Source organism: Flavobacterium sp. IMCC34852, from assembly GCF_030643905.1.
In the GTDB taxonomy this organism is placed as follows: domain Bacteria; phylum Bacteroidota; class Bacteroidia; order Flavobacteriales; family Flavobacteriaceae; genus Flavobacterium; species Flavobacterium rivulicola.
On the sequence record NZ_CP121446.1, the window covers coordinates 2,267,203 to 2,281,774 of the forward strand.

General features: G+C 38.2%; 11 protein-coding genes. 9 read left to right on the forward strand and 2 right to left on the reverse strand.

Going from position 1 to position 14,572, the window contains the following annotated elements; genetic code table 11:
• The first annotated feature begins 47 nt into the window (after positions 1–47).
• Positions 48–2,288: a DUF349 domain-containing protein gene (locus P7V56_RS09805; protein WP_171221661.1), complete on the forward strand. Its 2,241-nt coding sequence runs from the start codon at positions 48–50 to the stop codon at positions 2,286–2,288.
• 30 nt (positions 2,289–2,318) lie between these two features.
• Here P7V56_RS09805 and P7V56_RS09810 read toward each other — a convergent pair whose 3' ends face one another.
• Complete coding sequence (locus P7V56_RS09810) at positions 2,319–3,248, reverse strand: aspartate carbamoyltransferase catalytic subunit (RefSeq protein WP_171221662.1); 930 nt, start codon at positions 3,246–3,248, stop codon at positions 2,319–2,321.
• A gap of 110 nt (positions 3,249–3,358) precedes the next feature.
• Positions 3,359–3,892, reverse strand: a complete 534-nt coding sequence (pyrR, locus tag P7V56_RS09815; protein ID WP_171221663.1) for a bifunctional pyr operon transcriptional regulator/uracil phosphoribosyltransferase PyrR — start codon at positions 3,890–3,892, stop codon at positions 3,359–3,361.
• A gap of 745 nt (positions 3,893–4,637) precedes the next feature.
• Here pyrR and P7V56_RS09820 point away from each other — a divergent pair.
• From P7V56_RS09820 to P7V56_RS09855, 8 genes are all read left to right on the forward strand, one after another.
• Positions 4,638–4,976 (forward strand): hypothetical protein, encoded by a 339-nt coding sequence (locus P7V56_RS09820; RefSeq protein WP_171221664.1) that lies wholly within the window; start codon positions 4,638–4,640, stop codon positions 4,974–4,976.
• Between the two features lie 7 nt (positions 4,977–4,983).
• Positions 4,984–6,132 (forward strand): leucine-rich repeat domain-containing protein, encoded by a 1,149-nt coding sequence (locus tag P7V56_RS09825; RefSeq protein WP_171221665.1) that lies wholly within the window; start codon positions 4,984–4,986, stop codon positions 6,130–6,132.
• Positions 6,133–6,700: 568 nt separating this feature from the next.
• Positions 6,701–8,170, forward strand: a complete 1,470-nt coding sequence (locus P7V56_RS09830; protein ID WP_171221666.1) for a pyridoxal phosphate-dependent decarboxylase family protein — start codon at positions 6,701–6,703, stop codon at positions 8,168–8,170.
• A 27-nt stretch (positions 8,171–8,197) separates the two neighbouring features.
• A complete protein-coding gene (locus P7V56_RS09835; RefSeq protein ID WP_171221667.1) occupies positions 8,198–8,593 on the forward strand; it encodes a VOC family protein in 396 nt (131 codons plus the stop codon).
• A 675-nt stretch (positions 8,594–9,268) separates the two neighbouring features.
• Entirely contained in the window at positions 9,269–9,607 is a 339-nt protein-coding gene (locus P7V56_RS09840; protein WP_171221668.1) for a hypothetical protein, read from the forward strand.
• A gap of 7 nt (positions 9,608–9,614) precedes the next feature.
• Positions 9,615–10,763, forward strand: a complete 1,149-nt coding sequence (locus P7V56_RS09845) for a leucine-rich repeat domain-containing protein (RefSeq protein WP_171221669.1) — start codon at positions 9,615–9,617, stop codon at positions 10,761–10,763.
• A gap of 306 nt (positions 10,764–11,069) precedes the next feature.
• Positions 11,070–11,885 (forward strand): AbiJ-NTD4 domain-containing protein, encoded by an 816-nt coding sequence (locus tag P7V56_RS09850; RefSeq protein WP_171221670.1) that lies wholly within the window; start codon positions 11,070–11,072, stop codon positions 11,883–11,885.
• A gap of 146 nt (positions 11,886–12,031) precedes the next feature.
• Positions 12,032–14,527, forward strand: coding sequence for an ATP-binding protein (locus tag P7V56_RS09855; RefSeq protein ID WP_171221671.1), 2,496 nt, complete (start codon positions 12,032–12,034; stop codon positions 14,525–14,527).
• Positions 14,528–14,572 lie beyond the last annotated feature (45 nt).

Consider the following 14,572-nt stretch of genomic DNA (forward strand, 5'->3'; position numbering starts at 1 on the left):
TACTATCTTTCGCCCTCAAAATGTGTAACCCTTAAACATTTATACAAATGTTAGAAGAAAAGAATGATAACCTGCAAGACGCAGATGGAAATGTAGTTAACGAGTCTTTAGAAACGACCACTACTGAAAATGAACCAACTACAGCCGAAGCTGAAGCCGTAGCAGAAACTGTCGAAGCAGCAGAACCCGTTGTTGTTGAAGCTGAAGTTGAAGCAACTGTTGAAGTGGTTTCAGAACCTGAAGCAGCCATGGAAGAACCTAAAGTGGAAGTGGCCGAGTTGACCGAAGCACTAAACGAAGACGAAATTGAAGTTGCGGCCGAAAAAGAAGCCTTGGTGGAAGAAACCGTGGAAATGGTGGCCGAACCCGAAGCAACTGAAGAAGAAGTGGCTGAAGAAAACGTAGTAGAATTGACCGCTGAAGAAGTAGCCGATGACACGAGTGTAACCGAACAGGCAGAGCAAACTCCGGTGCTGGAAACAAGTGATTCAGTGATGAGTGCTATTCAGGAAGTGAATGCCGAAGAAGGTGAAGATGAATCGTTAAAAGAGCGTCACGATATCCCGATGTTGGATTACGACACCTTGTCTATGGAGCAATTGGTAGAGGAGTTGGGTAATTTAGTTGTGGTAGAAAAAGTGATGTCGGTAAAAGACCACGTGGAAGAATTGAAAAAAGCTTTCTTGTCAAAATACCACCATTTTATCGACGAGAAGAAAGACGAATTTCACGCCGAAAACCCGGATACTACTGAAGATTTCCATTATCATTTTCCGCTTAAAATTAAATTCGACCAGTTATATACACAATACCGCGACAAGAAAAATACGCACTTTAAAAGTTTGCAAAACAACCTACAAGCCAACCTGGAAACCAGAATGGCCATTGTAGAAGAACTTAAAAACTTAATCCACAGTCAGGAAAGTATTCCGGTAACCTTAAAGAAATTTAATGACATCCGCGATCGTTGGAAAGTAGCCGGTCCTATTCCGAAAGACAAATACAACCACGTTTGGAACAATTACCACTTTCACTTAGAGAATTTCTATGACATTCTTCATTTAGACCGTGAAGCGCGTGATTTAGATTTCAAGCACAACTTAGAACAAAAACAAAAAATCATAGCGCGTGTTGAGGAGTTAATTCACGTGGAAGACATCAACAAAGCCTTCCGTGAATTGCAAGACTTACACCGCATTTGGAAAGAAGACATCGGTCCGGTTTCTCGTGACCAACGTGAGGAAATTTGGAACCGCTTTAGCGAATTGACCAAACAAATGCACGACAAACGCGAAAGTTTATACGAACAATTGCGCGAAGTAGAAACGACCAATTTAGAAAAGAAAAAAGACATCATTGCTCAAATTGAGGTCTTGGCTCAAGAAAAAGTAAACTCACACGCTGCATGGTTAGGCCAAATTGAAAAAGTAGAAGCCTTGAGAAATCAATTCTTTGCCGCCGGAAAAGTACCTTCTGAAGTCAATGAAGACACTTGGACAGCCTTTAAAAATGCCGTGAGAAGTTTTAATGTATTGAAAAACGCTTTCTACAAAGACATCAAAAAAGACCAAAACGATAACTTGTCTAAGAAACAAGCCTTGGTGGCCAAAGCCAATGAGTTAAAAGACAGTACCGATTTTGCCGCCACGACTCCGTTGATGAAGCAAATTCAGGAAGAATGGAAAACCATTGGTCATGTACCAAGAAAATTCTCCGACAAACTTTGGACCGAATTCAGAGCGGCTTGTAATGAGTATTTCGAGAAATTGAAAGAGCAAAAGTCTGAAGTAAATGTAGAAGAAGTAGAAGCTTTTGAAAAGAAAAAAGCCTACTTAGAAACTTTGAGAGCCTTTGAATTAGTGGGCGACCACAAAACCGACTTAGATGCCATCAAAGCGCACATCGAAACTTGGAAAAGCTTTGGTAAAGTGCCTTTTGCCCGTCGTCATGTAGAAGGAAAGTTTAATAAAATTTTAGATGCTTTATTCGAAAAATTGAGCTTAAGCAAAAAAGAAAACGAAATGACGCGTTACGCCAATCGTTTGGATAACTTGGCCAATAACGATACCCGCAAATTAGATAACGAAAAAGTATTCTTAATGCGTAAAATCGACGAAGTACAAGGCGAGATTTTCCAGTTGGAAAACAACATCCAATTCTTTGCCAATGCCAAAGCGGATAACCCAATGGTAAAAGAAGTAAAGAAAAACATCGACTTCAAAAAAGAAGAGTTGGCCACACTGAAAGAAAAGCTAAAACAACTCAGAAGTTTGAAAACAGAAGAATAACAAAAAAGCCTCGATAATTCGAGGCTTTTTTTATTGCTGTATTTTAGAAGCTAAGAGATAAATCACCGCCATTCGTATCGCCACGCCGTTCTCGACTTGGTCCAGAATCACCGACTGCTGAGAATCGGCTACGTCTGAAGTGATTTCGACACCTCGGTTAATTGGTCCGGGGTGCATGATGACGATTTCTTTGTTGAGGGAATCCAGTAAGGCTTTGTCAACACCATATTGTTGGGCGTATTCACGGGTCGATGGGAAATAGTTCACATCCATTCTTTCATTCTGCACGCGAAGCATGTTCGCTACATCGCACCATTCTAAGGCTTTTCTCAAATTTGGTTCTACCGTTACCCCAAGACTTTCAATGTATTTGGGGATTAAGGTTTTGGGGCCGCACACTTTGACTTCAGCTCCTTGCATTTGTAAAGCGTAGATGTTGGATAAGGCTACTCTCGAGTGCAATATATCGCCTACGATGACTACCTTCTTTCCGCCTACTTCGCCCAGTCGTTCTCGGATAGAATAACTGTCGAGCAAACCTTGTGTCGGGTGTTCGTGGGCACCGTCTCCGGCGTTGATGATACTGGCTTTGACATTTTGTGACAAGAAGTAAGCCGCACCCGGATTGGCGTGACGCATCACCACCATATCCACTTTCATCGATAAAATATTGTTTACAGTATCAATCAATGTTTCTCCTTTTTTCACAGAGGATTGTGCTGCCGAAAAACTAATCACATCGGCAGAGAGTCGTTTTTGCGCCAATTCAAAAGAGAGTTTGGTACGCGTACTGTTCTCAAAAAAGATATTGGCAATGGTAATGTCGCGCAGCGAAGGCACTTTCTTAATCGGGCGGTTAATCACTTCTTTGAAATGATCGGCCGTCTCAAAAATCAAGTCGATGTCTTGCTTTTGCAGGTATTTAATCCCTAGTAAATGGTTGACTGACAGTTCGGACATTTTTTAGTTGTAAGTTGTATGTTATTATGTTGTATGTTGTTGTCTCTGCTACACTTCGTACTTCGTATTTTGTACTTCGTACTTTTCCCTTTTCCCTTATCCCTTTTGACTTATACCAAGTACACCGCATCTTCTCCATCCTTCTCGCTCCAGCATACTTTTACTTTTTCATCCTGAATGGCATCTACCTGGCGACCGCGGTAATCGGGTTGTATGGGCAAATGGCGGCTGAATCTTCTATCAATGAGTACCAAAAGTTCTACTTCTGACGGTCGGCCAAAGGACTGCACGGCGGTTAAGGCCGCATTGATACTTCTTCCGGTGAATAGCACATCGTCTATAAAAACCACTTTTTTATCTTCGACTAAAAAATCAATCTGTGTCTTGTTGGCTTCCAATTGCTTTTCGCCCCGACGGAAATCATCGCGGAAAAAAGTGATGTCTAAGAAACCTAACTTTACGTCTTTAATTTGGTAATCGTTTTCCAATAAGGCCTTGATGCGGTTGGCCAAATAAGTGCCTCGCGGTTGTATGCCTATTAAAACGGTATTGGAAAAATCGAGGTGGTTTTCGATTAACTGACAAGCCAAACGATGGAGTATGATATTGACTTCTTTGGAAGTGAGCAATACTTTTTGACTCATGGTAGTGTTGTTTGGGTGGTAAAAGTAGGGATTTTTTTTAAGCGAGGCAAATTAGTTTTAGTGGTCAGTGGTCAGTGGTCAGTGGTCAGTGCATATATGTGTAAGACCATTGTGCATACTTTTTCGTTTTGAAAATTATGCACTCAAATTGGTTGCATACTTTTCGGATTTGAAAAACATGCACACGAAATGAGTGCATACTTTTCGGATTTGAAAAACATGCACTCAATCCCCTTATCCCTTATCCCTTCGTAATTCGTAATTCGTAATTTCTTCTCCCTTCGTACCTCGTACTTCTAACTTCGTACTTCCCTTATCCCTTATCCCTTATCCGTAATTCGTAATTCGTAATTTCTTCTCCCTTCGTACCTCGTACTTCCAACTTCGTACTTCCCTTATCCCTTATCCCTTTTCCGTAATTCGTAATTCATAATTCGTAATTTCTTCTCCCTTCGTACCTCGTACTTCTAACTTCGTACTTCCCTTATCCCTTATCCCTTCGTAATTCGTAATTCGTAATTTCTTCTCCCTTCGTACCTCGTACTTCTAACTTCGTACTTCCCTTTTCCCTTATCCCTCTTCCCTTATCCCTTCGTAATTCGTAATTTCTTCTCCCTTCGTACCTCGTACTTCCAACTTCGTACTTCCCTTATCCCTTATCCTCAAACGATTCCAAAAAACCAGTATTAAAATTGTAATTATTTTTTTATACTTTTAACCAACCAACATCCAAAAAACATCAATCATGAAATTAGTAAATCCTTACCTCCTTGCCATAATTTTAGGACTTGCCATACCATTTATTCCGGAGATGGAACCTTTTCCAATAATTCTTGGCATCATCTATTTCATTTGTGGCAGCCTATTCGGCTTTGTTTGGCCAAAACCATCATGGCGATGGGGAATATGGATTACCGGACCTATGACTGTTTTGCTATTGCTCAGTGTTCTTTTTGCCGGGCAAGTGGACGTGTTTTTAAAAAAGGATTTACCTTTACTCTTGCTTGCCATAACCACTACAGGCTTGGGAAGTTTTCTTTTTGCCAGGTTGAAAAATAAACGTACTACAGAAATTAAAAAATAAAATTATAATGAAAATATCCTATGCGCTTGCCGTTTGTTTTTTATCCCTATTGTTTATAGGCTGTTCCGATGATGGTGACAGCGGTGCCGGAATTGTGAATACCGATCCTAACTGCAGCAGAATCGTAAATATACCCGATGCTAATTTTAAAGCTAAACTCGTGGCAGGCGGTTATTTAACTTGTGTTAACTTAGATGGAAGTACGACCATTGACGCAAACGGAGATGGTGAAATTCAAGTTTGTGAAGCTGAAAAAGTCGGTAGTTTGACCATTGACCAAGCCGATATCAATTCGATAGAAGGTATTTTGGAGTTCAGAAACATCCAGACACTCTCTTTCAAATATAACAATATTAGTGAGGCCCTAGATTTAAGAAGCCTAAAGCGCCTTGTGAATGTATACCTTACTGATAATGAAATTCCATCTTTGAATGTTACCGGGTTAAAGCGATTAGAAAATCTTTTCTGTGATGGAAATAATTTGCAAAGTCTGAGTGTTAAATCGCTAACGGCACTTAAAACACTCTATTGTCAGTTTAACGAAATCACTAACTTGAATATAGAGGGTGCTGTAAATCTAACGGTATTGCGCATCTACCAAAATAATATTTCAACTTTAAACGTAAGCCATCTTTCAGACCTTTTGCAACTTTATACCTCGGATAATCTTTTGACTAATTTAGATCTTAGCGGACTTACACTACTTCAAAATGTCAATTGCGATTCAAATAACTTGCAAACATTGAACGCCACGGGCTGCGTTAGTCTCTCGGATTTGGAATGTGGGCAAAACAACTTAACCCAACTCAATCTTTCGGGTTGCACCAATCTTAGCTACCTGAGGTGTAGTACCAATAACCTTACTTCACTTGATTTTAATGGTCTTCCCAATCTTGTTATTGCAGCTTGTAATGGCAACCAATTCGTTACCATTGATATAAGGAATTGTGTGGTAATGAATTCTTTTGACGTGAGTTTTAATCCCAATCTTCAAACACTAATCGTTAAAAATGGAAGCATGGCGCCACAAGGAATTAGTATTTACCAATGTCCCTCTCTTACCAACATATGCTGCGATGCCGATGAACAACAAGAAATTATAAATGACATACAAACCTATGGGTATAACTGCACTGTAGTGACTAATTGTTTTTAAGATTATACACCCGGTTCCAAAACTATAAAACCGCCCAAGCTCTCCCTTGGGCTTTTTTTAAAACCTCTTGTAGCATTTTTGCCTATTTCTTCTCCCTTCGTACCTCGTACTTCCAACTTCGTAATTCATAATTCGTAATTCGTAATTTCTTCTCCCTTCGTACCTCGTACCTCTAACTTCGTACTTCCCTACTCTTCCCAATTCCTACAAAAAAACACCCCATTCCCACCCTTAAAAAAACTGAGCCTGACAAATCTTCAAAATCATCAGGACGAATTAATCAACTGAGCCTGATGAATTGACAAAATCATCCTGATGAATTGATTGTTTCATCAGGTACTTTCTGAGGCCTTGTATTTACTGGGGCTCCCGAGGGGTAAAATGGCATTTTGGGGTAAATAGCGATAGGTTAATTTTGTAAGAATCGATAAAAGCGTATTGGGTTGGTATAAGAACTGAAATTTACACCGATAAACGGATTTTTTTCCGAAAAAAGAGCTCCATTGAACGAGATTATTTATATTTAAGGAATGAAGTTTAAGAAACTAATTTATCAAACCCAATTGCCATGACCAACCACCGAAAATCCCCAGTTGAAATCAGCCAAGATGAGTTTAAAGCCATAGGCTATCAATTGGTAGATACCCTTGCGCATTTCATGACTACTATTGAGGAAAAGCCGGTTACCACAGGCGAAACACCTAAGCAAATACAACAACTATTAGGCAATGACAAGCTACCCGAAGAAGGCATCTCTGCCGAAGCCATTATAACAAGGTCTTCGGATTTGTTGCTTAACCATTCCTTGTTTAACGGTCATCCGAAGTTTTTTGGTTACATCACGTCTTCGCCTACGCCTATTGGCGCGCTTGCCGACTTTTTAGCGGCAACGGTGAATCCGAATGTTGGGGCGAATATCTTAAGTCCGATGGCAACCGCGATTGAAAAACAAACGGTGAAATGGCTGACCGAATTTATTGGCGCTGCTCCTACTTGTGGCGGACTTTTAGTTAGTGGCGGTAATATGGCGAACTTCACAGCGTTCTTGGCCGCACGAACAGCCAAAGCTCCTAAGAATTTAAAAGAAGAAGGCTTGACCGATAGCCAAATGGTTTTTTATTGTTCCAAAGCCACGCACACTTGGATAGAAAAAGCCGCGGTGCTTTTTGGGCACGGTACCAATGCCATTCGCTGGATAGCCACCGATGCCGATAATAAAATGAATACTGACGTACTCCGTCAAACCATAGCTACCGATTTGCAAAACGGCCAAAAACCTTTCTTAGTAATAGGCAATGCGGGTGATGTCAGCACCGGTGTGGTGGATGATTTGGTTACTTTGGCTGCCATTTGCAAAGACCATGATTTGTGGTTCCACATTGATGGGGCTTATGGTGTTCCGGCTGCGGTATTACCGGAATGCAAAAGTATGTTCAAAGGCATTGAAGAAGCCGATTCCATTGCGCTTGACCCGCACAAATGGTTGTATGCCCCACTGGAAGCCGGTTGCACTTTGGTCAAAAATCCACAACATTTGATTGACACTTACAGTTCGCATCCTGTGTATTATAACTTTGGCAACCACGAGGATGAACCGTCTACCAATTTCTACGAATTCGGCTTTCAAAACTCCAGAGGTTTCCGTGCTTTGAAAGTCTGGATGGCGTTGCAACAAGTGGGCAAAAACGGTTATGTAGAAATGATTGCCCAAGACATCGCGCTCTCGGAACTGTTATTTGCCTTGGCACAAGCCCATCCCGAACTCGAAGCCGTAAGCCAAAACTTAAGCATCACCACCTTGCGCTATGTGCCACAAAGCGAAGCTAGTGAGAACTATCTAAACCAACTCAACCAAACCCTGTTAAACCAACTCCAAGAAGGCGGCGAAGTGTTTTTGTCTAATGCCGTGGTGACCGACAAATACTGTTTACGAGCTTGCATCGTCAACTTCAGAACTTCGGAAAAAGACATACAGGAAGTAGTGGAGATTATCGTGCGAGAAGGCAGAAAAGTGCATCAATCGCTTCAAGGAAAATAAAACATACCGCAATTACAGTCTATACTAATGAAACACATCCAACTGACCGAAACCATCCTTTATGTCGAAAACCAAGCAGTGAGTACGACCTTTTACGAAAAACTGTTTCGGCAAAAGGCGGATTTGAATGTACCCGGCATGACCGAATTCAGAGTGTCAGCGCATTGTAAAATAGGATTAATGCCCAACAACGGCATCGCCAAAATCCTAAAAAACCAAACCCCGCACCCACAAACCGGCATCGGAATCCCAAGGTGTGAACTGTACTTTTATGTCGAAGACATCTCCCTCGAATATGCAAACGCCACAGCCCTCGGTGCCCAACTCATAAGCCCCATAACCGACCGAGACTGGGGCGACAAAGTGTGCTATTTCGCCGACCCCGATGGGCATATTATTGCTTTTGCGGAAAAAATAGGATAAGAAGCAATTAGTATTTAAAATTGTAGATACGATTGCGTTTTGTGTCAGGCCTTCGACCCTACGGCAGCCCTTCGACCCTACGGCAGGCTCAGGGCAGGCTAAGCTCAGGGTGACAATGTAGATACGATTGGATTTTGTGTTAGAACGAAACACCTCTCTTTTACAACAAAAACTCATTGTGCATACTTTTCAGTTTCGACAAACATGCACACGAAATGAGTGCATACTTTTTCATTTTGAAAATTATGCACTCAAAATGGTTGCATACTTTTCGGGTTTGAAAAACATGCACACGAAATGAGTGCATACTTTTCGGATTTGAAAAACATGCACTCAATCCCCTTATCCCTTATCCCTTCGTAATTCGTAATTCGTAATTTCTTCTCCCTTCGTACCTCGTACTTCTAACTTCGTACTTCCCTTATCCCTTATCCCTTCGTAATTCGTAATTTCTTCTCCCTTCGTACCTCGTACTTCTAACTTCGTACTTCCCTTATCCCTTCGTAATTCGTAATTCGTAATTTCTTCTCCCTTCGTACCTCGTACTTCTAACTTCGTACTTCTAACTTCGTACTTCCCTTATCCCTTATCCTCAAACGATTCCAAAAACCCAGTATTAAAATTGTAATTATTTTTTTATACTTTTAACCAACCAACATCCAAAAAACATCAATCATGAAATTAGTAAATCCTTACCTCCTTGCTGTAATTATAGGACTTGCCATACCATTTATTCCGGAGATGGAACCTTTTCCAATAATTCTTGGCATCATCTATTTCATTTGTGGCAGCCTATTCGCCTTTGTTTGGCCAAAACCATCATGGCGATGGGCAATATGGATTACCGGACCTATGACTGTTTTGCTATTGCTCAGTGTTCTTTTTGCCGGGCAAGTGGACGTGTTTTTAAAAAAGGATTTACCTTTACTCTTGCTTGCCATAACCACTACAGGCTTGGGAAGTTTTCTTTTTGCCGGGTTGAAAAATAAACGTACTACAGAAATTAAAAAATAAAATTATTATGAAAATATCCTATGCGCTTGCCGTTTGTTTTTTATCCCTATTGTTTATAGGCTGTTCTGATGATGGTGACAGCGCTCCCGAAATCGTCAACACCGATCCTAACTGCAGCAGAATCGTGAATATACCCGATGCTAATTTTAAAGCTAAACTCGTGGCAGGCGGTTATTTAACTTGTGTTAACTTAGATGGAAGTACCACCATTGACGCAAACGGAGATGGTGAAATCCAAGTTTGTGAAGCTGAAAAAGTCGGCAGTTTGACCATTGACCAAGCCGATATCAATTCGATAGAAGGTATTTTGGAGTTCAGAAACATTCAGACACTCTCTTTCAAGTATAACAATATTAGTGAGGCCCTTGATTTAAGAAGCCTAAAGCGCCTTGTGAATGTATACCTTACTGATAATGAAATTCCATCTTTGAATGTTACCGGGTTAAAGCGATTAGAAAATCTTTTCTGTGATGGAAATAATTTGCAAAGTCTGAGTGTTAAATCGCTAACGGCACTCAAATACCTATATTGCCAGCATAACGAAATTAGTAACTTAAATATAGAGGGTGCTGTAAATCTAACGGTATTGCGCATCTACCAAAATAATATTTCAACTTTAAACGTAAGCCATCTTTCAGATCTTTTGCAACTTTATACCTCGGATAATCTTTTGACTCATTTAGATCTTAGCGGCCTTACCCAACTACAACATGTCATTTGTGATTCAAATAACTTGCAAACATTGAACGCCTCAGGATGCAGCAGTCTTTGGGAATTAGAATGCGGACAAAACAACTTAACCCAACTCAATCTTACGGGTTGTACTAATCTTACCACCCTAAGTTGTATTTCCAATAATCTTACCTCACTCGACTTTAGTGATCTTATCCGATTGAGTTATGCCGATTGTGGCGGCAACCAATTCGTTTCCATTGACATAAGAGATTGTGTATTGATGAGTTATTTTGATGTTAGTTTTAATCCCAATCTTCAAACACTCATCGTTAAAAATGGAAGCGCAGCAACACAAGGGATTAGTATTTACCAATGTCCCTCACTGACCAATGTTTGCTGTGATTTTGAGGAACAACAAGAAATCATTGCTGACATACAAACCTATGGTTACAATTGCACTGTCGTCACGAATTGTTTTTAAGATATAAACCCGGTTCCAAAACTATAAATTCGCCCAAGCTCTCCCTTGGGCTTTTTTATTTTAAACCTCTTGTAGCATTTTTGCCTATTATCTTATCACTTCGTACCTCGTACTTCCAACTTCGTAATTCATAATTCGTAATTCATAATTGCTTATCTCTTCCGACCAATAACCCCAAAAACCCGATAAGCGGATTTTTTTTACAAGAAATGAAAGGGATTGGTGGGGATTATTTATATTTGGGGGAACGAGTTAAATTTAATACTCACCAAGCTTTTAGAATCAATTTTTAAACACCATTATAAAATGAAGTTTTCTCAAAGATTAGGTATTACACCTGTAAAAGACAAAATACAAATTGATTCAATTGATGTTGACTTACTAAATTCATTGTGGTCAGTTTTTTTAGAACGTTTTGTAAAAATAATGCCTAATAGTTCTCTTGGTAATTTTATGAATAAATTATGGTTTAATTTTTTTAAAAGACCTATCGACACATTATCAATATATTCAGATGGTTCAATCTCTGAGGATTATGTTAGAAAAGTTCTTAGAAGTTATTTCTATGATACTAAAACGCAATGGTATGAGATATATGATTTTTTGGAATTCAGTGCAAAGTTTGATCCTAGTAACTTTATTGAAAGTATAAATATTATTTTAGAAAGAGAAAATTCTGCCTACCGTTTTGTAAATAGCCAATTAGTACAAATAACTTCACAACTAGAAATAGATGAGATTGAAGAAGCAATCTTGAAGTCAGATAAATTTTCATCAGTAAAAATTCATTTAAATACGGCTCTGAACTTCTTGTCTGATAGAAAAAAACCGGATTACAGAAATTCAATAAAGGAATCAATTTCTGCTGTAGAATCAATCTGTAAAATCTTTACGGGTAATGATAAAGCAACATTAGGAGAAGCTTTAAAAAAATTGGAGCAAAGCTACGAACTTCATCCCGCATTGAAAAAAAGCTTTACATCATTATACGGTTATACGAGTGATGATGCTGGAATTAGACATGCGTTAACTGAAAATGATCGAAGAATTGACTTTCATGAAGCTAAATTTATATTAGTAACATGTAGTGCATTTACTAACTTCTTAATGAGTAAAATGTAAACAATAGATACTAATAGCCCTCAGCCTATATTACTAGCATCTCTTAGCAACAAATATTTCACTAAAACTCTATATAGCAGTTATATTCATATCGCTCGAAAAAATATTTTAAAAAAAATCTTTTTACAAAACAATAAAAATATATAATGACTCAAAATTCAATTATTTCAACAATTAGTAAACAAGAAGATACTTCAAAAAAAATCCCAGTTTCGTTGTCAAATGAATTAATAAGTTTACTATCTGAACAACTTTACCAATCTCCTCTCAAGGCTATTGAAGAATTAGTTACTAATTCATACGACGCGGGCGCTGAAAACTGTAAAGTAATCATACCTGAGGACTTAAGCAACTTAGAAACTAGTCAAATTATTGTTTACGATGATGGGATAGGAATGGATGAAGAAGGATTAACAACACTTTGGTCAATTGGTGCGAGTCTAAAACGCAAAGATGGCGATACAATTGGACAACGTAAAATTATCGGCAAGTTTGGTATTGGGAAACTTGCGACATACTCTATTGCAAATATTATTTCTTATGTTTCGAGAAAAGAGGACACGATTTATTTGAACACATTAGACTATAAAGACTTCAGAAGTGATCCATCTGGGGGTAAAGAACCTATTTTACTACCTGTCATAGAAATAAAAGATTTTACAACACTAAAGACCAATCAATCTTTTTTGGATTTATTAAAGAAAGTTTCCTTATCTCCTGATTTTCTTCTTTCAAATAATAAAAAATCATGGACGATTGTTATTCTTGAATCTTTAAAACAAAGGGTTGAAAACCTTAAAACCGGACGTTTAAGATGGGTATTATCTACATCAATGCCTATTAATCCATCGTTTAAGTTATTTTTAAATAATGAAAATGTAGATAGTTCAAAACTAAATTATACTATTGCCACAAGTTTCAAAATTACTGATTTACCAAAAAAAAGAATTGACTCATTAAATAATACTACCAAAGATAATTGGCGAATCGAAAATAATAAATTAGTCTCTAACACTTTCAAAAATGGAATTACCGGAGAAATAAATGTTACTGATAGAACCTTACTAGGAGGGAAAAGTTCTGATGTTGGACGCAGTCATGGTTTTTTTATTAAAGTCCGTGGACGGATCATTAACCAAGATGATGAAACATTCGGATCTGTTCCAACTAAAATGGGCACATTTAATAGAATGCATGCCATTATTGAAGCTGATGACTTAGATGAAGTAATAACCGCATCAAGAGAAAATCTAGAAAATTCGACTCAAAAACAATTTTTCCAAGAATTATTAAATGAAGTTTTAAACGAAGCAACTTCAAAGTACAGTCAATATTTAAAGGATAAAGAATTACCAGAGCTCAGAAAAAAAGAGGGTGAACGAAACTTTGTCAATCATGAATTAATGGAATTTTCAATTGCTGATACTTTAACATTATTTCCCGGTGATATTCCCCACGGAGGCGAACCAGACAACTCTTTTTTTTATGCTGATTTTGGAACCCCAGAAGAAAAAGATGACTTAATTAAATTGTTTTACTCAGAAGCCAAAGAAAAATATAAATTCCAATACACCAAAGCAGACCGAAGCGAAAGACTTGTAACTTTTGATATAAAATCAAAAACATTTTGGATAAACGAAAATCACCCATTTATAAAAGCGAATCTTGATGAAGGTTCTTCAAGAAATCTGCTTGAAGATTTTGTAGTTGCAGAAACCATGTTGGAAATTTACTTGGTGGAAAGTGGAATCCCCACAAGATTAGTTGGAGAAATTCTTGAAAAAAGAGATAGACTTTTAATTGGGTTAGCAAATGACCATCCAATTTCTTTAAAATTTTTAGCTGATACTTTACGTGATTCATCTACAAATGACTTAGATTTAGAAATAAATCAAGTCATAGCTGTTCGTGCTTTAGGATTTACTGCTAAACATATTGCAGGTTCTGGTAATCCAGATGGGATTGCAACTTTTAATACTTATTCAAATGGAGTCACTACTATAACTCTTGAGGCTAAATCTTCCAAAGAAACTCCTGGATTGTCGCAACTTGATTTTGCTGGTTTACAAGAACATATGATTGATCAAAATGCTAGCGGCTGTCTACTTATAGCTCCATCATATCCAGGAGGATCGGCCGGAGAAAACGCAGCGGCAGCAAAAAGAGCCAAAGAACTAAAAATTTCTTGCTGGACAATTGAGCAATTAGCCAATGTTATAGAGCAATCAGAAAACAGAAAAATTACTGCTCCAGAAATAGTAGAAATAATCACCACTTGTTTTACTCCCGAAGAAGTTAAAGATGCTATTGATAAACTTTTAACCGGAGATGAAAGAAGCTATACTGATATTTATCGAGCCATCATTAAAGCACTTGAATCACTAGAAACTAGATTGCCAGATAGTCTTAGGACATTAGATTCTGTCACAACATCAATTTCATATGAATTTTCAAATTTTGTTAATATCTCAAAAGTTCAAGTTGATAATGCGTTAAAAGATGTTGCTCATATAAGCAAGGGCGCGTTAACTTATCGAGATGGAAACATAATCCTTTTAACATCAATTGAAGAGTTAAAACAACGATTATCCAGTCACACAGATACTACTCAACCTTCAAGACGTAATGGGAAATTCAAATAATTGTTCAAGAAAATCATAGTGGTTTATCTCAATTGGAAATTTAGC